Below are 21,867 nucleotides of genomic sequence, written 5' to 3'. Positions count from 1 at the left end.
CTCTAGTGGTTATGCGGATCAAATCCGCCTTTAGCTAGCTGTGATGCAATAAAAAAAGCACCTTGGGTGACAACTTCAAGCCCGGCTTTGATACCTAACACTTCGCGATAATCACCAAAACGTCTGCCAAGGGTTACTTCATGGGCAGCAAAGCCACCATCGTCATCAACGACAAATAACTGCCAGTCACCATCTGCACTGCGTGTTAATGCGTTTTCAGGTACGGCAAGTACCTCTTGGTCTGTTTCAAAATGAAAATACACATCCGCAAACATGCCTGGGTGCAAACTATGCTGGGTGTTTTTTACCTCGAGCCTAACAGTTCGTGAACGTGTTTGTTCATCAATGGTATGTGCTTCTTGAATAACCCTTGCTTGATAGCGATTGCCGTTAACTTCTAACAGCGCCGTAGAGCCATTACTGATAGTACGGTCTTGATTAGCTGAAAGCTGAGCAGCAACCCAAAGCGCAGATTCATCGGCTATTAGCATCAGCTCAATCCCCGAATCTACTCGCTGACCTTGGGCAAAGTTATCGGTTAAAACAGCCCCAGATGTTTGTGCAAACAAGGTGTATTCACCGAGTTTTTCTGGGCTTATGGTGAGTGTTTGTGCAATAGCTTGTTTTGATAAACCAAAGGCAACTAACCGGCTATAAGCCACTTCATACTCGGCTTTGGCAGTTAAGATTTGTTTTTCGCTGACTGTGCCTGCGGTCATTTTAGTAACGCGTTGCCACTCGGCTTCTGCTAATCTAAATTCTGTTTGCTGGCTAGCCACTTCGCCACTAAATAAAGTGACTAAAGAGTCTCCTTTATTTACATGCTGCCCTAATAAGGCATGGCGTTTTACAACGATAGAATCAACACGCGGTGACACCACATAACTGGCATAGCCATTGGCTTTAATTTCGCCCGGTGCATACAAGGTTTGCTTGTGTTTTTTCAGCACAAGGCGCTCAACCTTGATATTAGCGAGTTGCTGTTGCTGCTCAGTTAAACTGACTTCATTAGCATGCTCAGCTTGCTCATTTTCTTGGTGGTTATGCGCTTGTTCTGTCGCATAAATATTTGTCACAGTCATATAGCATACGCACAGCAATGCGTAACGCATAAAATTTCTTAAATACATAGAGTGTCTCTTACTTAAAATGGGCTAAGCCCAAAAAATCTAAAAAAGGGTTTTTGATTAAGTAAGAGCTAAAATAGGTGGGCGATGTAGCGGTGCTAAGTCAGCCGATTTGAAGTTGAAATCAAGTGATTCAATTTTAGCGAAATAAACATCAGTAGGTTCAGACAATTGCAGCGAATCGACAAACGCAGGGCTGTGACAAACATGACAATGGCCTTTTTCGGCTGAGTCAGACAACTGTTTGCTAAGCTCGGCATGCTCTGATTGATGTAACTGGTGATCGCCATTGGCTGCGCAATGGGCTTCAAGGTCAATTTCTTCTGATAACAGTACCGAGGTGTGATTAAACGCAGCATTATGATCGGCCACATCAAAGCTATCCAGCAGTGGCTGGAGCAATAATACGCTAATCAAAATAATAAATGCAGCTTTCACATTGAGCCTAAAAATTAGAACTAAAAATTGGTACAACGGCGCTAAATTAACAAATCCACCGGCATTTGAACAGTAAATTATAATCTGTACACGAACAATGCATTACAAACATTTCAATACCACGGCACGCATGGTATAAAAATAAAGCAAATCAATAACTCGGTATTTTTATGGGACACGGACACCACCACCATCATCACGATACAAATAACCAAAGCACCCGCCAACTCATGCTGGCAGTTGCAATCAATGTGTTATTAACTGTCGCTCAGGTGATTGGCGGCCTTGTTTCTGGCAGTTTATCGTTAATTGCTGATGCACTGCATAATTTAAGTGATGCCTCGTCGTTATTCATTGCCCTAATCGCCCGAAAAATTGGTGCCAAACCTGCCAATGATCGTTATCAATACGGTTATAAACGCGCTGAAATTTTAGCAACCTTATTTAATAGTTTAAGTTTAATTGTGATTGGTGGTTACCTAATTATTGAAGCTATCTCCAACTATTTAAACCCTGAGCCCATTGATGGTTGGATCATCATTTGGGTTGCGGGTTTTGCGCTAGTTGTTGATCTTGTCACCGCTCTTTTAACTTACAAAGCAGGTGCTAAAGACAGCATGAATATTCGTGCTGCGTTTATACATAATGTGTCTGATGCATTAGCTTCAGTGGTGGTGATCATAGCAGGTACCTTAATTATTCTTTATCAATGGTATATTGTTGATTTAATTGCCACTATGCTGATTTCTTTGTATGTCATTTACCATGGTGTTTTGCTGTTAATAGCGAGCAGTAAAATATTGATGCAGGCAGCCCCTGATAATTTTGCTTTAGCAGCAGCTATTACTGAGCTCAAAACCCAATTTGCAATTACTGATATTGATTATCTCAAAACGTGGCAAATAGACGATCATCACGTTCATTGCGAGCTAAAGTTTAGTGCCAAGCACAACATCAATAACGATGAAATACGTCACTTTTTGCATGATAACTTTGCAATTGAAAGCTGCACCATTGAACAAGTTTTAGTGTAAATGTTACGCGTTATCATTTACTATTCAGTTTTGTTTTAACAGCAAACTGAAGGAACAAACCTTGTTGAAGTTGTGGTTACGTCGTACGCATTTATTGCTTGCCTTAGTAAGCGGTTTATTTTTGATTTGTTTAAGTTTGACCGGTGCGTTGCTTATTTACGCAAAAGACATTCAATACCTTACTCAAAGCGATAAATGGACTGTAACACCAGCGGCTTCAGCACTTGATTTTGATAGCCTCATAAAACATGTTTCAGCTTCAACTAAACAACCGGTTACCCTGTTAATGCCTGAGCAGCGCAGTGATCTTGCCTGGCAATTACAGTTAGCTAATAACCGCTATGTCAGTGTTAACCCATACAATGGTCAAGTTCTACATGAGTACGATTACTACAGCACGATTTATGGTTTTACCATGGCTTTGCACCGCTGGTTGCTTTATGAAGATGCCGATAAGAACCGCCCGCTAAGAAATTGGGTTTCGGTATGTGCTCTAATACTCATTTTTGAGATTCTGCTCGGTTTTTATATTTGGGTTAAGCCAAAAAATCGTATTAAACGTTTGGCTATTAAGCGTAAAGCAAAATTCAGAGTGCTGATGTATCAGCTACATACCGTTCTGGGTGTGTATTTTTTAATTCCACTCATTTTAATTGCTTACACAGGTATGGCGTTTAACTGGAAGCCACAAACCAAAGCCGTATTAGAATTTGTGATGCAAGGTACAGTTGAAGATAGACCAAAACCACCAGCCGTTATTCCCCCTTTAGATGCTACGCCATTTCAAGTGCAAAAAGCGTTTGATAACGCACAAACTGTATTTCCTGAGGGTAAGTTATTTAGAATTTATTTACCGAAAAAACCAACTGATAACATAGGTTTTAGAATAGAGAACCCGGGTGAAAGCCATGCTTATAGTTGGGTATGGGCGAACCCATATTCAGCAGATATTGTTGCAAGCTATGATGCCAGCCAAAGCTCATGGACCACGCAAACATGGAACTTTAAATATAAGTTTCATATTGGTGATTTTGCAGGCTCTATCGTGCAATTACTGTGGTTACTATTTGCTTTATCACCGTTGTTTTTCACGATTTCAGGTGTTTACTTTTGGTACAAACGGCATTACAAATAAACAACCATTACTAAACATACCATTCGCCATGAATAATGAGCTCAAAAATGCCTTTAACACCGAAATGATATTGGCTAAAACGAGTTATGAGAAAGCAGATTACACAACCGCTTTTTATCACTTAGAGCGGGCTCATATTCTCGGTCAAAGCTATATTATTCCGCACACTTACTCACATTGGTGGATGTGTAAAATTGGTTTTAAAACCCATAATACCAAGGAAATAATTGGTCAGTTTGTTCGTATGGCTGCTTCAATTGTATTTTCGCGTATTTGGGTACCACTCGGTAATACCGGAGGCACTAATGTTAGCCCTTTCAAACCAATGCCTATACCTGACGACTTAAAACGCTTTTTAAACTAAAAATACATCTTTCTTCTTGCTAAACCTAATAGCTATTTGCTTAATAACTAATTTAAAAAGTAGGTACAAAACAACACAGTTAATTATTGCAAACAATTATCATTAGCCTTGCCTTTACACTTCTTTACATTTAGACTGCCGCACAATCACATAATAAATACCGATTTAACAAGGACAAGCATGTTAAAAACCTCACTTACTCTGGTCGCTCTTGCAATTAGCGGCCAATCATTTGCTGATAATGCCATCAATAAAAAACTTACCGCAGAAGAAATGGAACACGTTGTTGTATCGGGCAGCCGTGTATTTGAAAGCATTGATGAAGTACCCGCTTCTGTCACGATTATTAGCCAAAAGCAAATTGAAGAGCATTTAAAAGTTAATCCAGAACTACAAAGCTTACTTGCGCAAATGGTACCTGGTCTTGCACCTGATACAGGTAGTTCGAGTAATACAGGTCAGAGTTTACGTGGCCGTGCACCACTTGTGATGATTGATGGTGTGCCACAATCTACACCACTCAGAAACGGTTCGTTAGGGGTCAAAACACTCGACCCAAGTGCCATTGCACGTATTGAAGTGATCAAAGGGGCTACCTCTGTTTATGGTAATGGTGCATCGGGCGGTATTATTAACTACATCACAAAACAAGCAACAAGTGATGGTCAGCCTGAAGGTGAAATTAGCCTATCTTCACGCTTTAGTGCAGTAAAACTTGAAGAAAGCGCTGGTGCCCGTGTCTCTGCAGCGATTAACGGCAGAGCTGATAAAGTTAGCTACTTATTTACCGCAAGTTACGAAGAAAATGGTGTTCAACGTGACGCAGAAGGCGATATTCTTGGCTTACAATATGGTTTATCTGATGCAGTAACCGAAAACTACTTCACCAAACTAGGTTATGATTTTGACGATGAGAAGCAACTGCAATTTAGCTATAACTACTTTAGCTCTCAACAAAAAACCGATTTAGGTGACGTAGTTGGTAACCTAAACGATGGCGAAAAAACCTATGCCATTCATGTACCTAAAGAGCTGCAAAAGAAAGGTAAACCACAAGGCCCAGATGGTAACGAAAACATTACCTTAAAATACACAGACTATGCCCTGTTTACTAATACCCAAATGACGCTCGATCTTTACATGCAAGACATCGAGAACGTGTTTTTCTTTTCTACCAACCTAGCTAACCCAGACGAAGGCTACGAAGGCGGCCAATCAATTATTCGCTCTGAAAAGAAAGGGGCGCGCGCTACCTTTAATACCCTTGTTGATTTTGACAATGTTGAAGCTACCTTCATTTATGGCCTAGATGCACTGAATGATGTGACGTCTCAGCCACTTGTAGATGGCCGTGTTTGGGTACCAGAAATGGATATGGAAAGCCTTGCTGGCTTTTTACAAACAAAATGGGTTATCAATAATGATTTAGTTATTAAAGCGGGTGTGCGCCAAGAGAGCATTGATTTAACCGTTGATGACTATGAAACCTTAAAGCTTTGCCGCTCAGAAACACAGTGCTCAGTGCCGCTTAGTGTAAAGGGTGACACCATAGATTATGATGCAACCACTTATAATGTAGGTGTGAAATACAATTTACTTGAGGCCTTCAGCCCGTTTGCCAATTATTCACAAGGCTCTGATATCTCAGATATTGGCCGCCTATTACGTGCAGCAACGGTAAATGATATTGGCTTAATTCAAACAGAAGCATCAATCATCGATAACTATGAAATTGGTTTTACCTCACAGTTTGATGACTTACGTTTTGAATTTGCAGCCTATCGCAGTACATCAGAATTTGGCACCACGAATAGCTTTAATGAAGTAACTGGTGTGTATGAGCCGGTACGTGCACCGCAAGAGATTTGGGGTTACGAAACATTAGTTGATTATAAAATTAATCCAACTCTAAAACTGGTTGCAACTTACAGCTATGTTGAAGGTAAAAACACCGAAGACGACATTTACTTAGGTTCGCGCCAAATAAGCCCACCAAAAGGCACTGCTAACTTAAACTGGCAGCCTAATGATGAATTATCACTGACGGTGAGTTATTTATATGTGGGTTCACGCAAACGCTTTGAACCAAATACAGACGGCGATTATGTTGGCGACCAAGGGCCAATTAGCAGTTACAACCTGTTCAACCTAAGCGGCCGTTATAACTTTAGCGATAACTGGCAAGCGTTTATGGGTGTAGAAAATCTATTTAACAATGATTACTACCCTGCCCGTGCCCAGTCATACACCTACGGTGGCTATAACATTAAAGGTTTAGGTACCACTGTGACACTTGGTGCAACCTATAGTTTCTAAATTAAACTTTGTTTAGAACAACAAGCCCTTCTTAGTAAGGGCTTTTTTCATTTAAAAATAGAAACGATAAACTGTTCATTTATCAACCATTAACGCAAACTTAAACGAGAATCACAATCAATAGTAAACAACTGATTTACAAAGGAAAAAGTTTGCAATCTTGTTTTTATATACTACAATTACCGCAACTTGGAATTTGAGGACAGCATTATGAAAGGTAACCAAAAAGTCATAGATAGTTTTAACAAACTACTCGCAAACGAATTAGCTGCTATAGATCAATACTTTATTCATTCTCGTATGTATGACGATTGGGGCCTAAATAAGCTGTATGAGCGCCTTAACCACGAAATGGAAGAAGAAAAAGATCACGCTGATTGGTTGATCAAACGTATTCTGTTTTTAGAAGGCGTACCAAACATGACTAAGCGTCGTGACCTATTAATTGGCTCAGACGTAAAGAGCATGATGCAAAATGACCTTACACTTGAGCTAGAAGTGGTTGACTGTGTTAAAGAAGCCATTGCCATCTGTGAACAAGAAAAAGACTATCAATCACGTGAAGTGCTTGAGAAGCTATTGTTTGATACAGAAGAAGATCATGTTTACTGGTTAGAACAACAGCTTGGTCTAATCGACAAAATTGGTAGCCAAAACTACCATCAATCTCAAATGGGCGAATAGAGGCTAATTGTATGAAAGGTGATAAAAGCGTCATTGCTGCACTTAATAAAGTATTAGCGAATGAATTAGTAGGTATTAACCAATACTTTTTACACGCTCGTATGTTTAAAGATTTTGGTTTTTCAAAATTAGACAAAGCTGATTACAAAGTATCTATTCAAAAAATGAAAAACGCCGACCGTTTAATTGAGCGTATTTTGTTTTTAGAAGGTTTACCAAATTTACAAGATTTAGGCCGCCTACGTATAGGTGAAAACTCTGAAGAAATGATCGAAGCGAATATGAGCTTTGAACTTGATTCATTACCTGATCTTAAAGCGGCAATTAAACTTGCTGAAGAGAAAAAAGATTACATCAGCCGTGAAGCGCTAGATAACATCTTAAATGAGCAAGAAGAACAGATTGATTGGCTTGAAACACAGCAGCAGTTAATCAAAACCGCAGGGCTTGAGAATTACCTGCAATCTCAAATGTAATTTGCTAAAACTTAAAAAAGCAGCCTAGGCTGCTTTTTTTATGGCTAAAATTTGTGATTAATCGTCTTCGCGATCAATGATTGACACTTTATTACTTAAAATTAAAGAATTAGGAATTAAATGCACCGCTCCCTCGCCTTTAATTGTGATATAGCGCAAATTAAGATCAATCACAGTGCCCTTTGAGTTACTCACTTCAATGTAATTACCAAGCTTAATGGGTTTATAAAGCACAATCATGACACCTGCGACTAGGTTTGAAATAGCATCCTTCAACGCAAAACCCAAAGCAAAGCCTGTTAGGCCTAAGCCAGCAACTAACGCGGCTACGTCAAAACCCAGTTTCGATAACGCCAGCACAATACCAATGAATAATAAAATAGCGCGCTGCGAGTTAGAAATCAGCCGAAAAGTTTCAAGAGCGGTTGAATCAAAGCGACGTTGAAACTGTTTAATAGCGCGGTCAATAATAAGGCTTGCTATATAAAAAGCAGCAAGCACTAAAAATGCTTGAATAAATTGGCTAGTCATAGAATTATCAGTTAAAAAATAAAGCCATCATAGGCTTAAAATTGTGTGAGGGAAACTATTATTGCTTTTCAAACACACAAGACACGTCAGGTTTACTCAGCGTGTAAGTAATATCGGCATTATCTTTAAAACGCAGATCTTCTGTTGTTGAACCGTTGTCGCCTTCATTATCACAGCGAAAATAGCGCTTAGTTCTAACAATGCCATTTACAAAGTATTTTAACTTCGAACTGACAACACAGTAGTTAGGGATCTTCTTCACCTGGGTTCCGTTATGTAAGTCACTAAAGTCGATTAACGTTCCTAACCTAAAGCCTTGCGTAGGTTCTTTTATCAATGCAAAGGATGCGTTTTGGCAAACCGCATCGCTACCCTCTTTTACTTTATAATTGCCTTGTTTATCTTTTATCAAAGCCAAAAACTGCGTTTTATTGCTTGGCTTTACATCAAGCAAAGCACTTGCATAAGACGATGTTGAAAACAAAAAAAACACTAAACAAAAGTAATATCTCATTGAAAATCCATAAACTTATAGACACTTAACTAGCATAGCATGCTGATTATGGTTGGTGAATTAATTACCTACTAGTTAATACGACTAAAACATGAAATTAGTTCTGTGATTTAACTTCTCATAGGAAACAAAGCTGTTTATATGCTATAAATTTTAAAGTGACATCTTTGGAGGGAATCTTATGAAATTAATCAAACTAATTACCTTAACGACATTTCTTGCTTTAACAAGCATGCAAAGCCTGGCGAGTGATGACGAATGGAAATCGATTGCCGAGAAAAAGGTAAGCTACAAAAGCGAAACCGATACTGTTAACCCAATCACTAGCAGTCGTTACAGCCATATTAAAATTAAATGTACTCATGGCACAGTGAATCTTAAGAAAATTAAAGTTATTATGAATACCGGTGAAGAAAAGGTGTTTGATAACCTTGGTGTTTTAACCAAAGGAATGTCATCACGTAGCTTAAGTTTACCTGACAAAAACGACGCCAAACTCGATAAAATCAAACTTGAATATGAATCGGTAGGCAGCACAGCCCTGAGTATGGCAGGTGTAACCGAAAAAGCCGAAGTCGAAATTCTCGCGAAAAAAGCTAAGAAAGATGATTAAAGTTGCGAGTCAATGATCTTTGAGACCATGCACCTTAAGTAGCAGCAGCTTTATACTGCTACTTTTAAATACAAACGCGAGAAACACGTTTCACGCCTACGAGTGCCCATGTAGGTCCTCATTTATGGCGACAAAAACCGTGGAAATTTTCACGTAGGAACGGCTTCAGCCGTGAACCTTTAATGTTCGGCGTAAAAATGCCTCCCAAACGATGCGCTATTTAATATTTTTTGGCAATAAAAAAGGCCATGTTGCGCTTACAACATGGCCTTTTTGCATTGACACAACTTAGAAATCTAAGTTTGATAAAACATCATCATCAACGTTATTAGACAAGGTCACTTTAAGTTTAGGGGTACGCGCCATTTCACGTTTAATCGCAAAATTAGCTTCTTCGTTACGCGCCCAACTACGACGAGCAATACCGTTGTTTACATCAAATAAGAGCATAGATTTCAAACGACGCTCGGCAGCTTCACTACCATCGAGTAGCATACCAAAACCGCCGTTGATCACTTCGCCCCAGCCAACACCGCCACCGTTGTGGATAGATACCCAAGTAGCACCGCGGAAACCGTCACCAATTACATTGTGAATCGCCATATCTGCTGTGAAGCGGCTACCATCATAAATGTTTGATGTTTCACGGAAAGGTGAATCAGTACCACTTACATCATGGTGGTCACGCCCAAGAACAACCGGACCAATTTCGCCACGATTAATAGCATCATTAAAGGCTTTAGCGATTTCAGCGCGGCCTTGTGCATCGGCATATAAAATACGAGCTTGCGAACCAACAACCAGTTTGTTTTGCTTCGCATCTTTGATCCATGTGATGTTGTCTTGCATTTGCTGTTGGATCTCTTCAGGCGAGTCTGCCATGATTTTATTTAAAACGTCTGCAGCAATCGCATCTGTTTTATCAAGATCTTCAGGTTTACCTGACGTACATACCCAGCGGAATGGGCCAAAACCGTAGTCAAAACACATTGGGCCAAGAATATCTTGTACATATGATGGGTATTTAAAATCAATACCGTTTTCAGCCATTACATCGCCACCAGCGCGTGATGCCTCTAGCAAGAACGCATTACCGTAATCAAAGAAGTAAGTTCCTTTTGCCGTGTGCTTGTTAACAGCATCGGCGTGGCGTTTAAGCGTCGCTTGTACTTTTTCTTTAAATACTTCTGGCTCTTCACGAATTAAACGATTTGACTCTTCATAGCTGATATCAACCGGGTAGTAACCGCCTGACCATGGGTTATGAAGTGAAGTTTGGTCTGAACCTAAGTGAATGAAAATATCTTCAGCTAAGAAGCTTTCCCATACATCAACCACGTTACCGATAAAGGCAATTGAAACCACTTCTTCATTTTGCTGAGCCGTACGTACACGCTCAACAAGCTCTGGCATGTTATCAATTAGCTCATCAACCCAACCTTGTTGATGACGCTTAATAGCTGCTTTAGGGTTAACCTCAGCACACACGGTAATACAGTTAGCAATGTTACCCGCTTTAGGCTGCGCACCACTCATACCGCCTAAACCAGCAGTTAAGAAGATCTTACCTTTTGGTGATTCGCCTTTTTCCAGTACTTTACGGAATGCATTCATTACCGTAATGGTTGTACCGTGAACAATACCTTGTGGGCCAATGTACATAAATGAACCCGCAGTCATTTGACCGTATTGAGTTACACCCAGTGCATTGAATTTTTCCCAGTCATCCGGCTTCGAATAGTTCGGGATCATCATACCGTTCGTTACAACCACACGCGGTGCTTCAACTGATGATGGAAATAATCCCATAGGGTGACCCGAATACATGTGTAGCGTTTGGTCTTCTTCCATTTCGCTTAAGTACTTCATGGTTAATAAGTACTGCGCCCAGTTTTGGAATACCGCACCGTTACCACCGTAAGTGATTAGCTCTTCAGGATGCTGTGCTACTGCAGGATCAAGGTTATTGTCGATCATTAACATGATAGCGGCAGCTTGTTCGCATTTAGCCGGGTAATCACTGATTGAGCGCGCTTTAAGCTCATAGTTAGGCTTAAAGCGATACATGTAAATACGGCCAAATTGCTTAAGCTCAGCGGCAAATTCAGCGGCTAATTCTTTGTGCCATTCTTTAGGGAAATAACGCAATGCGTTACGAATCGCTAATTGCTTTTCGTCAGCCGATAAAATGTCTTTACGTTTTGGAGCACGGTTTGCATCACTTGGATACGGTTTTGGCTCTGGCAATACACTCGGGATACCTTGCTTAATTTGTTCTTGAAAAGTCATTATTTGCTCCCTTAGTTAACTTTAAACGCTTGCGATTTAACAAGTTCTACCATGGCATCAATGTCTGGCTTAAGTAAGCGGTCTTCTTCTAATTTGGCAACTTTGCTGCGAATGAGCGCAAAGTTTTCTTCAATGATGTCTGAACACTTGTTAGGACGTCTAAATTCGATTGCTTGCGCTGCATACATCAGCTCAATAGCAAAGATTTTATCAAGGTTACCTAAAATCTGGTTTAACTTACGACCAGAGATACTACCCATAGATACGTGATCTTCTTGGCCCATTGATGTTGGTACGCTGTCTGCTGATGGTGGGAAACACAATGATTTATTTTCTGTTACCAATGCCGCAGTCACATATTGCGGGATCATCATGCCAGAGTTTAAGCCACCCGATGTCGTTAACAAACGTGGTAAGCCGTGTAAGCCCTCAAGCAGTAAGTAACAACGACGATCAGCAATGTTACCAAGCTCTGCCGCTGCGATTGATGCGTAATCTAATACCATAGCAAGTGGTTGACCGTGGAAACCACCACCCGAAATGGCTTCTTCTTCGCTGATCACAATTGGGTTATCTGTTACAGAGTTCATTTCTGTTTCAGCAAGCTCTTTTAAATGGTAGTACGCGTTACGCGATGCACCATGAACTTGTGGAATACAACGTAATGAGTAAGGGTCTTGAACACGGTCACAATCAGTGTGTGAAGCCATGTTTTCAGAGCCTGCAAAAAAGCTACGCATACGTGCTGCAACTTCAACATTACCTTTAAAAGCACGAATTGCGTGTAACTCTTCACGGAACGGTGATTCGCTACCTTGCATACCTTCAATGCTCATAGCACCTGCGATATCTGCAAGGTCTAATAAGTAACGCATTTTAGTAAGCGCAGTAATGGCATGCGATAAAATAAACTGAGTACCGTTAATTAATGCTAGGCCTTCTTTAGCATGTAAATCTAAAGGCGCTAAACCATGCTCTTTTAATACCTCTGCTGCTGGCTTGATTGTGTCGTTTACCCAAAACTCACCTTCACCTAAAAGAGGTAAGAATAAGTGTGATAACGGTGCTAAATCGCCTGACGCGCCAACTGAGCCTTGCTCTGGTACAACAGGGATAATATCAAGTTCAATAAACTTAAGCATACGCTCAACAACGGTTAAACGAATACCTGAAAAACCTTGGCTTAATGCGTGTACTTTGGTGATTAGCATCAGCTTTGAAATCGGTTTAGCGATTGGCTCACCCACACCAACAGCGTGTGTGATCAATAAGTTCTTTTGTAAAAGGTTAGTTTCTTCTGGAGAAATTTGTGTATCACACAATGGGCCAAAGCCCGTATTGATACCATAAATGGCTTTATCTGAGGCAGCCATTTTGTCTACGTTTTGGCGGCTTTTATTAATTTTATCAATTGCTTCTTGGCAAAGCTCTGCCTGTAACGTACCGGCTGCAATAGCATTAACGCTATCTAACGTTAATTGGTCAACACCATACTTAAATGTCATTTATAACTCCTAAAGAACAGGATTAAGTTTTATTTAGGTGGAGTCTAGCTTGCTCTAGTTGTTTTACAAATGCATAATTATCGTTATTCATTCCAGATTTATCGAACTTAAAGAAGAGCTATGCAAGTTCATGACGTAGACCTGCGCTTATTGCGCGTTTTTGTAGCAATTGTTGAGTGTGGCGGGCTTTCAGCCGCAGAGTCACGTTTGAATATTGGCCGCTCCACCATCAGTGCGCATTTATCAGATTTAGAAGTAAGGCTTGGTATTAAATTATGTAAACGTGGCCGCAGTGGTTTTGAAATAACAGACGCTGGCGCCATCACTTATCAGGCATCAATTGAACTGCTTCAGCAATGCGAAGCCTTTGCTAATACCGTAGCAAGCTCTAAAAACGAGTTATCGGGGCGTTTAAGTATTGCCATGATAGATACCATGGTCAGCGACCCACGTTGTGCCATTCCCCGCGTAATCGCAAAGTTAAAGGGCAAAGGTAAAAACATTCAGTTCGATATTAATGTGTGCGAGGCACGAGAGGTAGAAACCGCAGTAGCCAATGGCCGTTCATTAGTAGGAATTGGTGTTAGCCGCCATCATATTCGCGGGTTAGATTACACCGCCCTACACAATGAAACTAACTTTTTGTATTGCGCAGTCGGTCACCCATTATTTGAGTGTGAAGATAAACAAATAGATGAGCTCATTAAAGAAGCCGAAGTGATTACCAGTAACTACATGCGTGATAAAGAAAGCCGAAACGACGGTTTAAACTATCAAAATAGTGCTGTTGCTTATCATGATGAAGGTATTGCACATTTAATTTTATCGGGTGAGTTTATTGGTTATTTACCCGATCACTACGCACAGTTCTGGGTCGATAAAGGTATTTTTAGAGCTATTCAACCGAGTAAATATCACTACGATATTCCTGTGGTATTGATCACCTCAAAAACAAATGCCAGCTCGCCTTTAGCAAATGCCATGATTGACGAAATTAAGCGTTGTTACTCGGTCTAGTGTTTTTGTTTAAAGCTTTTTGCTCTGTAATGAGCACAAGACTAAAGGCGATCATGGCAAGGTTTGTGGTCACAGGATTAAACGCTTCGATTAAAAGTGCGGGTTGTAAAACGGCAACAAACAGCGCTAGCCCAACTAAAGCGGCGATATTGAGAATATTGATAAAGATTGAACGATAAAAAATAAAGAACAGCACGGCAAATATAATTTCACCTATGCCAGCTGCTCGGGTGATGAGCGTTGAGATTTCAGCATTGAAGCCAAAACTGGCCGTCATTTTTAATTCAAGAGGAGCAATATGAATTAGTTTTGGCATCAGCCCATGATAAAGCCAACTAAAGCTGATAATAAATCTAGCTATTTGAATCGTTGTTAAATGCTTCATTAGACACGTTTGTTTTGTGTGCTCTGATATTCAGAGCACACAGTAAAGCTTATAAGCTAGTAGGTTTACCGAAACGGTTCTCAGCTTCATCACCTGCTAAAAAGCCATTTTCGATTAACGCCCAAATACCACCAATCAGTGGAACTAAGCCAATCAGTACCCACCAACCTGATTTATTACGGTCGTGCCAGCGTTTAACTTGAACCGCAAGCGAAACCCACATAAGCGGGATATAAAAGATGAGTGTGATTACAGAGATTGCTGTTTCATTACCACCTGTTAATAATGCAACTACGAACATAAAAACAAATGAAGCTACAATAATACCTAAGAAAGAATACCAATAAGTCTTACGAGGAATACGTCCTTTAAAAGAAAATAAGATTTCTTTCATGCTTAAGGTAGTTGTTTCTGTTGACGCTGTAGCAAGGTTTGCTTCTGGTGCTTGATATACGTTTTCTGACACTGTCATTTCCTTTGATATGTGTTAAGCAAACTAATTAAACTTAGCTTGCTGATTTATATTGTTAAATTAGCTGAATATAGCGTGAATAAGATACCACAAAATGATTAAATATAGGTACTAAAAATTTCTGAAAGCTATAGAAAAGTAAGTATTAGCGCATAAAAAAGCACCCTTAGGTGCTTTTAATTAGTTCGGTTGTTGCCAATATTTGGCGTATAAATTTGGATAGGTTTGCTTTAAAAACTTGGCCTTATCTTTAAAGCGTTTACCTTTTGGTTGCTCAAGGCCAGATGGTACAAAGGGTAATTCGTCATCATTACGCTCTTCGTAAAGCATACCGGCAATTAAATCGTACTCATCTAAATACGGGTAAGGCTGTTCGTTTAAATGATAAACAGGCGTACACTCAGCAATTGAGTCTGGGTTTTCAAGCGCTTTCAAAAAAGCCTGTTCACCACGTGAAATAAGCCAACATAAAAACTCAGAAAAACCATAATCGTCGTTACATCCGGCCATCACATATGCAGCGCCAAATAAATCCCAGGTATAAGCTTTACGCATACGTAGGTTAAACTGCTTATCGAACTCCATCAGCTGTTGGTCAGATAAATCAGTCAGCTTTGCTTTTAATGCATTACAAACAGACTCAGGCTCAGCAGTTTTATATTCGGCGGTCACGAGTTGCCAAAATTCACTTTCGCTTAAAACACTCATGATAAAATCTCTTTCACGCGCCCTACTTGACCATCATCAAGCTGTACTTTAATACCATGCGGGTGATTTGGTGATTTAGTTAAAATACGTGATACCACACCTTGAGTTAACTGACCTGTTCGTTGATCTTGTTTTAATACAATGTTGACTTCGCAGCCAATTGAAATTTGTGAACGCGTAGGCACTGCCATTGCTATATCTCTTTCAATAATTTTTGCCGATTATAGCCATTTGCAGCTGGCTTACCAAATTAAACCTGTTTGATTGGGCTGTTTTTAAGCAGCGCCTTTGGCAAAATCTCATTTAAACGTTCAGTGATGGCTTCAGCTTTACCTTTTATTTGAAAGTCATAACCTTGGCCGTTGTTATCTAATATGACGGCTAAATAGTTATCAGCAACTTTCAGTTGCGTTATACGGCTTAATTCAAGAGTCTTTTCTTGCTCGCCATAATAAACCTGCTTAACCGTTAAGCTCGTGTCTGTTGTCATGAGTGTTTTACTAAGGGCTGTTTTGGCTGCAAATTTTTCTGTTGAGCGATAGGCTTGCACCATAAAAGCAATTGCAAATATAAAACCGGTAAAACTTGAAATAGGTAATGAGTCTGATTGCAAGCTGTACACACCTACACAAATAAATAACACAGCAAGAGCTAGGTTTAATCTAACCATCTGTTTAGGGTCTAAATTTAAGTACATTATTATTCCTTTAAAAATGAAATTGCTTTTACATTGATAGCTAAATCTTTTGCACTCAATTCTTTGATAATTAGACTGCTAATTAACTGGGTTTGCTCAGCGGTTATCGGCAGCTCTTTACAATAACAACTGACTTTTAGTGATTGCGGTAGCTTTTTTAGATCAGCAGTATGCGTTAACCATGAAAATTCGTGTACGTGCTCTTTTGCTAGTTCGCACGCTTGCGTTAAAGCAACTCGAATAACCTTATCTAGACGCTTTTCTGTTTTAGTCATGTTCTGCTTGTTGTTTTTTAAATTCTTCGTAACTGTCTTGCTGGCGTTTAACACACTCATGGTATTCTTTATCTGCCAAATAATTGCATTCACTTAAACGTGCTGATTGAATTTCATGATAACGGGCATCAGAGCTACACGCTGATACAACCACAGCAAGCGTTGCAATCACGGCTAATTTTAAAGCGTTAAAAAACATTAAATTTCCTTCATGTAGTTATACATTGGTGCTGCAATTTCCTGTATATTGCGTGGGTTTAAATATTACAACCAAAGGGTTCTATATGATGTTGTCGCAGTTACAACAGCTGTTTCAGCGTATCGATAAAAGTAAAATTTTTCAATCATTTGTTATTGCTGTCATTGTTATTTCAGCACTAACTGTGGGGGCACACACCTATTCGTTACATCCAACAGTTGAGCTTGCCTTACATTGGATGGACTTAGGTATCACGGTATTCTTTTTAGTTGAACTGGTGATCCGCTTTATCGCAAGCCGAGGCTTTAAAGACTTTTTCAGCAAAGGTTGGAACATTTTCGATTTTATAATCGTGGTGGGTAGCCTTTACCCTGCAGCAGGCTCAACAATTTTTATCGCTCGATTACTGCGTATTTTCCGCGTATTGCGACTTGTATCTATGATCCCAGAGCTTAGACTGCTGGTTAACTCGCTTCTAAAAGCTATTCCGCAAATGGGCTATATCGCCCTGCTTATGTTCGTGATCTTCTATATATATGCCGCCATGGGTAGCATGCTGTTTGCTGACATCAACCCAGTACTGTGGGGCGATGTGTCTATTTCGATGCTCACCCTATTCAGGATTGCCACGTTTGAGGATTGGACCGATGTTATGTATGAAACGATGGCTGTGTATGAGCTCAGCTGGATTTTTTATCTAACCTTCATCTTTTTAACAGCCTTTGTATTTTTAAACATGATGGTTGGTGCGATTTTAGAAGTTATGTCTGAAGAGCATCGTAACGCCCGTGAAGAGCAAACATCTGATGCCGACATGCCCGCAACCAAAGGGCAAATAGCTCAGCTGCAAGCTGAAATGGCTGAACTAAAACAACTACTGAAAGAAAAGCAGTAAGGTTTTTAAATAATTGTTTTTAGCTATTAGGCGCTAGACCTTAGCGCCTTTTTTTACCCTCTTTTTCTACCTTCCATGGTGGGTCTAAGCGGTTTTCTCCGGCCCAATATAATTTGATTTTATTCCCTGATGGGTCTTTTAGAATTGCTTCCGTCCATAAATAACGCTGTGCAGTAGGCGGCTGTTCAAAGCGAATGCCTTTTTCAACAAGGCTTGCATAGAGCTCATCGAGCTGCTCATGTTCAAAATAAATTACCGCACTATTATTATAATTACCGGTTTCTAATGACAGCGAAAATGTGGCATCACCATCAGGGCATTGAAAGCGTGCGTAATGCGGAGTATCTACTATCTGAATCATTCCCAATGTTAAGTAAAAAGACACCGCTTCATTCATATCCTTTACAGGTAACGTCACCTGATTGAGATTCATTTACTACTCCTATGTAATGTTTTATTCGCTGCTTCAGCATATCGTGTTCATTAAATTAAGCAAAAGATAAGTGACGACAGTAAAGTTAGTAAGAGTTTGTAGGAGGCGTTTCAACGCCGAACATCTAAATTCACGGCTGAAGCCGTTCCTACGAGATTCATCGTAGGCGTGAAACTTGTTTCGCGCGTTTGTAAGTCGTGCTTTAGCGCGTAATTAGAAAAATGTTTAAAGTTTTGTCGCTATAAATTTCGACTTTCACGGCTGAAGCCGTTCCTACACGAGCTCCATGTGCAATATTGGAAATGGTTTGCCCATATCATCTAAAGGCGAGCGTGAGGCAATTTTAAAGCCCCTATGTTGATAAAATCCAACCGCAAGTGGGTTTTGCTCATTAACATCCACTTTGTTGGCAGCTAATTGCTCAACTGCATAGTTGAGTAGTGCTTTACCTATGCCCTTACCTCTTGCGGCATCTAAAATGAACAACATTTCTATTTTGCATTCATGTACGCCTATAAAGCCTAAAATTGCCTGATGCTCATCCTTAATGCACTTTAAAGTCACATTCGGAAACGCTTGCTCGATAATAATTGGCTTAAAAAAAGCGATGTCGTCTTCTGTTATAAAATCATGGGTTGCTCGAACTGAGTTTTCCCATACAGCAAGTAGCTCTGGGTAATCTTCAGCGTTCACACTATCTATTTTCATTATTTGCCATTTTATAGGAGTTTTGTGCCTTGTGTTCTCTAATCAAATAACAAAATGATTCGTTACACGCTTTAGTTATTTATTCCATTAAAGCATGCAAAGTATATGAAACAAAGAGTATTTTACACTTTAAACTTACCCACTAAATCATTTAGAGTTTTCGATAACAGGTTTAGTTTGTCACCATTGCCTCTGGCACTATGGGCAATTTCGCTTACATCATCAGCCGCATTTTTTATTTCAACAACATTGCGGTTAATGTCTTCTGCTACATGCTGTTGCTCTTCAGCTGCAGTGGCAATCTGTGTATTTAAATCGCTGATATTGACGATAGACGCAGTTATTTCGCTAAATTGTTGCTGTGCTGAATGGGCTAACTCCACTGTTTTGTTTGTGCGGTCTAAGCTGGTTGTCATCTCTTTTGACACTTGATCAGACATCTTGCGCAACGTATCTAACTGACTTGCTATTTCTTCTGTCGATTCTGAGGTTCTTTGTGATAACGCACGCACCTCATCTGCGACAACTGCAAAGCCTCGACCATGCTCACCCGCCCTCGCCGCTTCAATTGCTGCATTTAAAGCTAACAAATTGGTTTGCTCTGCGATGCCTCTTATCACGCTTAAAATCGACATGATATTTTCACTTTCAGCATCGAGTTGGTTTATATCTTTAGTTGCTTTGGTGATCACCTTAGATAGAGATACAACGCTATCAACCGTTTTAGATATAACACTTTGTCCAAGCTCAGAGGCCTGTTGTGTTTGCGATGCAAGTTCGGCTGCATTGGCACAACTGGCAGAGACTTCATTGGCTGTCGCTGCCATTTCATTAATCGCTGTGGCCGCCATTTCGAGGGCTTGTTGTTGCTGAGATGTTGAGCCAGATAATTGCGCTGCTTGTGATGACGTTTGCGCCGAGGTATCACTCACATTTTGCGCACACTCATTAATTTGCGTGACTAAATCAGAAATCAAATTCAAAAATAAATTAAAGCTGTTAGCCAGTTTGGCCGTTTCATCGCGTGTTTTAATCACTAACCGCTTTGTTAAGTCACCACCACCTTGCGATATTTCAGTTAGACCATCACTCACTTCAACAATAGGTGCAGAAATTAATTTAGAAATATAGCTAGCTACAAGAATGAATACAGCAATCAAGATTGCACTGATGACTAAAATAGTAATCGTCATTGCATTTGCGCCACTCATTACTTCAGATTTTTCTACTAAGCCTATAAATTTCCAGCCTAGTTTTTGCGAGGTGTAAATATTCGCTAAGTAATCTTTGCCATTAATGTCAATTTCAAATTGACCCTGATTATTTTCAGCGAGCTGTTTGTATTTTCCGTTATTGACTTGTGCTAGCTGCTTAAACCTGTAATCAGCATTTTTAACGTCAACGAGTACATTGCCACTATCTTCAATCAACATTAAATAGCCAGTTTCACCAAGTTTAATGTTCGCAATAATATCGGTAAGGCCCTGCAAGGATACATCCATGCCCTGTACACCAATAAGCTCCCCCGCTTCCTTAATCGCTTTAACAGTAGAAACAATTACCATGTCATCTGCTGCCCAATAATAGGCATTGGTTCTTACCGTTTTACCATTTGCTGCTTTGCCAGTTTCGTACCAAGGCCTTACTCTTGGGTCATAATTCGCTGTAACTTCACCCTCTGGCCATTGAATATAACCACCTTGCTCATTCCCCATATAGATATAAGCAAGTCCCGGGTGGGTGGCACCAAAGTGATCAAATAAACGAAAGGCGTTTTTTTCGATGTCACTACCACTTAGATGATCAAGCTTTTCTGCACTAGGTGATTGCATATGGGTTTTAACACCTTGCTTGGCGTCTAAGATAGCGGAATGGGATGCAAGATAATTGACGTTTTTCTCTATTTCAGCAAAAAACATACTGATACCGTTATCAACTTGTTTCGCTTCTCTTTGACTAAGCTCAGCGAAACTATCGAGGGCTTGTTGTCTTGTTTGTGTAATTACAAGCACAGCAATAATGATCAACGGCAGCGCAATTGCTGACGCAAAGGCGAGTTTTAATTTTTTTGAAATGTTCATAGCCAACTTCCAACTAAGCACTTAAGAAAATATAGTGAGACCTCGGAAGTTCAGCAAATAATTAAGTGTTTATTTTTATGGGGCAAAGCAAGCTTGACCACATAAAGTTAACGTGAAATTTATACCCCTTATGCTTGCTTTTACTCAAAACTTACCTGTTAAAAATATGACATTTAGTTGACAGACACGTGGAATGTACTAACTTTAGTTTTAGTAATTAACATGCTTTTAACAAAGTATTGCTAGATACTTTCCAACCAATTGGCAGCATTTGCTGTATGCAAATTAGCTGCCTATTCCTACTTCATGTTTAAGCATATAGCAAAGTAAAGCTTGGGCATCAGGGTGTTTATCTGCTTTTAACCCTGTTAAAACACCTTGTTGATCCGCCGCCGACTTATGCTGGCCTAACTTCTCTTTTGCCTGAATTGAGTCAAGTTCGATTTTAATACCCACTATGCCACGCAGTAATTTGGCTTGATAATCAGCTGGTAACAAACTGGTGTCGTTTAAAATACTTGGCTCGTATTGGCTAATTAACTCATTTAGGCAGGCTAAGGTGTTGTCATCATCAAGGTATTCTACTATGCCTTGGGCATGCACCGCAGCGTAGTTCCAGGTCGATACAGCTGGCTTCTCACTATACCAAGTGGGTGAAATATAACTATGTGGGCCATTAAAAACCACTAATACGCGGGTACCTTGCAAGCTTTTGCCGTGACTATTAGCCCGTGACACATGACCATATAAGGTACCAAACTCGCCCTCATCGGGTTTATACACTAATGGTAGATGGGTTGCCTCAAACTCACTATCAACCATTAATGCAAAGCTGTAGGTTTTGATAAACTGCGATACTCGCTCTGGTGTCATTTTCCACTTGTTGGGTGTGTGCATGCTTTTCTCAATTTATTAAAAATTGCTCCGATTGCTTGAATCTAACATTGTAATTGATCAAGAGTTTTCTACTA

Annotated in this window: 26 protein-coding genes; 9 read left to right on the top strand and 17 right to left on the bottom strand. The window is 40.0% G+C overall.

Annotated features, from left to right (window positions below; genetic code table 11):
• Positions 1-2 precede the first annotated feature (2 nt).
• Together IRQ78_RS00560 and IRQ78_RS00555 are read right to left on the bottom strand one after the other, a co-directional pair.
• The gene (locus tag IRQ78_RS00560; RefSeq protein ID WP_228482469.1) at positions 3-1,082 is read right to left on the bottom strand and encodes an efflux RND transporter periplasmic adaptor subunit; all 1,080 of its coding nucleotides are present in this window, start codon (positions 1,080-1,082) and stop codon (positions 3-5) included.
• A gap of 105 nt (positions 1,083-1,187) precedes the next feature.
• Entirely contained in the window at positions 1,188-1,565 is a 378-nt protein-coding gene (locus IRQ78_RS00555; RefSeq protein WP_054552100.1) for a hypothetical protein, read from the bottom strand.
• A gap of 170 nt (positions 1,566-1,735) precedes the next feature.
• On the opposite strand from IRQ78_RS00555, the gene IRQ78_RS00550 reads away from it, so the two are divergent.
• From IRQ78_RS00550 to bfr (IRQ78_RS00525), 6 genes are all read left to right on the top strand, one after another.
• Positions 1,736-2,599 (top strand): cation diffusion facilitator family transporter, encoded by an 864-nt coding sequence (locus IRQ78_RS00550; protein ID WP_138599960.1) that lies wholly within the window; start codon positions 1,736-1,738, stop codon positions 2,597-2,599.
• 64 nt (positions 2,600-2,663) lie between these two features.
• On the top strand, positions 2,664-3,734 hold the full coding sequence (locus IRQ78_RS00545) for a PepSY-associated TM helix domain-containing protein (RefSeq protein WP_054552233.1): 1,071 nt from the start codon (positions 2,664-2,666) through the stop codon (positions 3,732-3,734).
• Between the two features lie 28 nt (positions 3,735-3,762).
• A complete protein-coding gene (locus IRQ78_RS00540; RefSeq protein ID WP_138599961.1) occupies positions 3,763-4,098 on the top strand; it encodes a DUF3703 domain-containing protein in 336 nt (111 codons plus the stop codon).
• 180 nt (positions 4,099-4,278) lie between these two features.
• A complete protein-coding gene (locus IRQ78_RS00535) occupies positions 4,279-6,414 on the top strand; it encodes a TonB-dependent receptor (protein WP_138599962.1) in 2,136 nt (711 codons plus the stop codon).
• Positions 6,415-6,624: 210 nt separating this feature from the next.
• A complete protein-coding gene (gene bfr, locus IRQ78_RS00530) occupies positions 6,625-7,098 on the top strand; it encodes a bacterioferritin (RefSeq protein WP_054552096.1) in 474 nt (157 codons plus the stop codon).
• 11 nt (positions 7,099-7,109) lie between these two features.
• Positions 7,110-7,574 carry a bacterioferritin gene (gene bfr / locus IRQ78_RS00525; RefSeq protein WP_054552095.1) on the top strand — a complete coding sequence of 155 codons (465 nt, stop codon included), beginning with the start codon at positions 7,110-7,112 and terminating at the stop codon, positions 7,572-7,574.
• 57 nt (positions 7,575-7,631) lie between these two features.
• Here bfr (IRQ78_RS00525) and IRQ78_RS00520 read toward each other — a convergent pair whose 3' ends face one another.
• Positions 7,632-8,105, bottom strand: a complete 474-nt coding sequence (locus IRQ78_RS00520; protein WP_054552094.1) for a mechanosensitive ion channel family protein — start codon at positions 8,103-8,105, stop codon at positions 7,632-7,634.
• 58 nt (positions 8,106-8,163) lie between these two features.
• Positions 8,164-8,619 carry a hypothetical protein gene (locus IRQ78_RS00515; RefSeq protein WP_054552093.1) on the bottom strand — a complete coding sequence of 152 codons (456 nt, stop codon included), beginning with the start codon at positions 8,617-8,619 and terminating at the stop codon, positions 8,164-8,166.
• A 181-nt stretch (positions 8,620-8,800) separates the two neighbouring features.
• Here IRQ78_RS00515 and IRQ78_RS00510 point away from each other — a divergent pair, with 181 nt between their 5' ends.
• Positions 8,801-9,232 (top strand): hypothetical protein, encoded by a 432-nt coding sequence (locus IRQ78_RS00510; protein ID WP_138599963.1) that lies wholly within the window; start codon positions 8,801-8,803, stop codon positions 9,230-9,232.
• Positions 9,233-9,520: 288 nt separating this feature from the next.
• Here IRQ78_RS00510 and IRQ78_RS00505 read toward each other — a convergent pair whose 3' ends face one another.
• Both IRQ78_RS00505 and hutH read right to left on the bottom strand, forming a co-directional pair.
• Complete coding sequence (locus tag IRQ78_RS00505) at positions 9,521-11,521, bottom strand: urocanate hydratase (RefSeq protein WP_138599964.1); 2,001 nt, start codon at positions 11,519-11,521, stop codon at positions 9,521-9,523.
• 11 nt (positions 11,522-11,532) lie between these two features.
• The gene (gene hutH / locus IRQ78_RS00500; RefSeq protein WP_138599965.1) at positions 11,533-13,026 is read right to left on the bottom strand and encodes a histidine ammonia-lyase; all 1,494 of its coding nucleotides are present in this window, start codon (positions 13,024-13,026) and stop codon (positions 11,533-11,535) included.
• Positions 13,027-13,146: 120 nt separating this feature from the next.
• On the opposite strand from hutH, the gene IRQ78_RS00495 reads away from it, so the two are divergent.
• On the top strand, positions 13,147-14,043 hold the full coding sequence (locus IRQ78_RS00495; RefSeq protein WP_194441064.1) for a LysR family transcriptional regulator: 897 nt from the start codon (positions 13,147-13,149) through the stop codon (positions 14,041-14,043).
• On the opposite strand, the gene IRQ78_RS00490 is transcribed toward IRQ78_RS00495, so the two are convergent.
• The 7 genes from IRQ78_RS00490 to IRQ78_RS00460 form a co-directional block, all read right to left on the bottom strand.
• Entirely contained in the window at positions 14,021-14,428 is a 408-nt protein-coding gene (locus IRQ78_RS00490) for a DoxX-like family protein (protein ID WP_194441063.1), read from the bottom strand. The genes IRQ78_RS00495 and IRQ78_RS00490 overlap by 23 nt on opposite strands.
• Before the next feature lie 49 nt (positions 14,429-14,477).
• Positions 14,478-14,894, bottom strand: coding sequence for a DUF805 domain-containing protein (locus IRQ78_RS00485; protein WP_138599969.1), 417 nt, complete (start codon positions 14,892-14,894; stop codon positions 14,478-14,480).
• A gap of 186 nt (positions 14,895-15,080) precedes the next feature.
• Positions 15,081-15,608 carry a DUF4240 domain-containing protein gene (locus IRQ78_RS00480; protein WP_194441062.1) on the bottom strand — a complete coding sequence of 176 codons (528 nt, stop codon included), beginning with the start codon at positions 15,606-15,608 and terminating at the stop codon, positions 15,081-15,083.
• Complete coding sequence (locus IRQ78_RS00475) at positions 15,605-15,799, bottom strand: YwbE family protein (protein WP_036971837.1); 195 nt, start codon at positions 15,797-15,799, stop codon at positions 15,605-15,607. The genes IRQ78_RS00480 and IRQ78_RS00475 overlap by 4 nt, the downstream gene beginning before the upstream one ends.
• Before the next feature lie 59 nt (positions 15,800-15,858).
• Positions 15,859-16,305, bottom strand: coding sequence for a hypothetical protein (locus tag IRQ78_RS00470; RefSeq protein WP_194441061.1), 447 nt, complete (start codon positions 16,303-16,305; stop codon positions 15,859-15,861).
• A 2-nt stretch (positions 16,306-16,307) separates the two neighbouring features.
• Entirely contained in the window at positions 16,308-16,580 is a 273-nt protein-coding gene (locus IRQ78_RS00465; RefSeq protein WP_194441060.1) for a hypothetical protein, read from the bottom strand.
• The gene (locus IRQ78_RS00460) at positions 16,573-16,779 is read right to left on the bottom strand and encodes a hypothetical protein (RefSeq protein ID WP_194441059.1); all 207 of its coding nucleotides are present in this window, start codon (positions 16,777-16,779) and stop codon (positions 16,573-16,575) included. The genes IRQ78_RS00465 and IRQ78_RS00460 overlap by 8 nt, the downstream gene beginning before the upstream one ends.
• Before the next feature lie 88 nt (positions 16,780-16,867).
• Here IRQ78_RS00460 and IRQ78_RS00455 point away from each other — a divergent pair, with 88 nt between their 5' ends.
• The gene (locus tag IRQ78_RS00455; protein WP_171041553.1) at positions 16,868-17,674 is read left to right on the top strand and encodes an ion transporter; all 807 of its coding nucleotides are present in this window, start codon (positions 16,868-16,870) and stop codon (positions 17,672-17,674) included.
• 40 nt (positions 17,675-17,714) lie between these two features.
• Here the strand turns inward: IRQ78_RS00455 and IRQ78_RS00450 are convergent, their stop codons facing one another.
• From IRQ78_RS00450 to IRQ78_RS00435, 4 genes are all read right to left on the bottom strand, one after another.
• A complete protein-coding gene (locus tag IRQ78_RS00450; RefSeq protein ID WP_138617461.1) occupies positions 17,715-18,107 on the bottom strand; it encodes a VOC family protein in 393 nt (130 codons plus the stop codon).
• Positions 18,108-18,380: 273 nt separating this feature from the next.
• A complete protein-coding gene (locus tag IRQ78_RS00445) occupies positions 18,381-18,815 on the bottom strand; it encodes a GNAT family N-acetyltransferase (protein WP_054552080.1) in 435 nt (144 codons plus the stop codon).
• 122 nt (positions 18,816-18,937) lie between these two features.
• Positions 18,938-20,896, bottom strand: coding sequence for a methyl-accepting chemotaxis protein (locus tag IRQ78_RS00440; RefSeq protein ID WP_194441058.1), 1,959 nt, complete (start codon positions 20,894-20,896; stop codon positions 18,938-18,940).
• A gap of 285 nt (positions 20,897-21,181) precedes the next feature.
• Positions 21,182-21,793, bottom strand: a complete 612-nt coding sequence (locus IRQ78_RS00435) for an FMN-binding negative transcriptional regulator (RefSeq protein WP_166340882.1) — start codon at positions 21,791-21,793, stop codon at positions 21,182-21,184.
• Positions 21,794-21,867 lie beyond the last annotated feature (74 nt).

The sequence above is a fragment of the Pseudoalteromonas simplex genome, from assembly GCF_015278155.1.
Taxonomy (GTDB): Bacteria; Pseudomonadota; Gammaproteobacteria; order Enterobacterales; family Alteromonadaceae; genus Pseudoalteromonas; species Pseudoalteromonas simplex.
This window is presented reverse-complemented; position numbering and strand designations above follow the sequence as displayed.

Bases quoted from the DNA above. Each gene is read 5' to 3' on its own strand.
- IRQ78_RS00505 (WP_138599964.1), bottom strand. From the start codon at position 11,521: ATGACTTTTCAAGAACAAATTAAGCAAGGTATCCCGAGTGTATTGCCA.
- IRQ78_RS00480 (WP_194441062.1), bottom strand. From the start codon at position 15,608: ATGAGTGTTTTAAGCGAAAGTGAATTTTGGCAACTCGTGACCGCCGAA.
- IRQ78_RS00515 (WP_054552093.1), bottom strand. From the start codon at position 8,619: ATGAGATATTACTTTTGTTTAGTGTTTTTTTTGTTTTCAACATCGTCT.
- IRQ78_RS00510 (WP_138599963.1), top strand. From the start codon at position 8,801: ATGAAATTAATCAAACTAATTACCTTAACGACATTTCTTGCTTTAACA.
- IRQ78_RS00535 (WP_138599962.1), top strand. From the start codon at position 4,279: ATGTTAAAAACCTCACTTACTCTGGTCGCTCTTGCAATTAGCGGCCAA.
- bfr (WP_054552096.1), top strand. From the start codon at position 6,625: ATGAAAGGTAACCAAAAAGTCATAGATAGTTTTAACAAACTACTCGCA.
- IRQ78_RS00560 (WP_228482469.1), bottom strand. From the start codon at position 1,082: ATGACTGTGACAAATATTTATGCGACAGAACAAGCGCATAACCACCAA.
- IRQ78_RS00465 (WP_194441060.1), bottom strand. From the start codon at position 16,580: ATGACTAAAACAGAAAAGCGTCTAGATAAGGTTATTCGAGTTGCTTTA.
- IRQ78_RS00460 (WP_194441059.1), bottom strand. From the start codon at position 16,779: ATGTTTTTTAACGCTTTAAAATTAGCCGTGATTGCAACGCTTGCTGTG.
- IRQ78_RS00455 (WP_171041553.1), top strand. From the start codon at position 16,868: ATGTTGTCGCAGTTACAACAGCTGTTTCAGCGTATCGATAAAAGTAAA.
- IRQ78_RS00495 (WP_194441064.1), top strand. From the start codon at position 13,147: ATGCAAGTTCATGACGTAGACCTGCGCTTATTGCGCGTTTTTGTAGCA.
- IRQ78_RS00450 (WP_138617461.1), bottom strand. From the start codon at position 18,107: ATGAATCTCAATCAGGTGACGTTACCTGTAAAGGATATGAATGAAGCG.
- IRQ78_RS00520 (WP_054552094.1), bottom strand. From the start codon at position 8,105: ATGACTAGCCAATTTATTCAAGCATTTTTAGTGCTTGCTGCTTTTTAT.
- IRQ78_RS00540 (WP_138599961.1), top strand. From the start codon at position 3,763: ATGAATAATGAGCTCAAAAATGCCTTTAACACCGAAATGATATTGGCT.
- hutH (WP_138599965.1), bottom strand. From the start codon at position 13,026: ATGACATTTAAGTATGGTGTTGACCAATTAACGTTAGATAGCGTTAAT.
- IRQ78_RS00435 (WP_166340882.1), bottom strand. From the start codon at position 21,793: ATGCACACACCCAACAAGTGGAAAATGACACCAGAGCGAGTATCGCAG.
- IRQ78_RS00440 (WP_194441058.1), bottom strand. From the start codon at position 20,896: ATGAACATTTCAAAAAAATTAAAACTCGCCTTTGCGTCAGCAATTGCG.
- IRQ78_RS00550 (WP_138599960.1), top strand. From the start codon at position 1,736: ATGGGACACGGACACCACCACCATCATCACGATACAAATAACCAAAGC.
- IRQ78_RS00490 (WP_194441063.1), bottom strand. From the start codon at position 14,428: ATGAAGCATTTAACAACGATTCAAATAGCTAGATTTATTATCAGCTTT.
- IRQ78_RS00475 (WP_036971837.1), bottom strand. From the start codon at position 15,799: ATGGCAGTGCCTACGCGTTCACAAATTTCAATTGGCTGCGAAGTCAAC.
- IRQ78_RS00445 (WP_054552080.1), bottom strand. From the start codon at position 18,815: ATGAAAATAGATAGTGTGAACGCTGAAGATTACCCAGAGCTACTTGCT.
- IRQ78_RS00470 (WP_194441061.1), bottom strand. From the start codon at position 16,305: ATGTACTTAAATTTAGACCCTAAACAGATGGTTAGATTAAACCTAGCT.
- bfr (WP_054552095.1), top strand. From the start codon at position 7,110: ATGAAAGGTGATAAAAGCGTCATTGCTGCACTTAATAAAGTATTAGCG.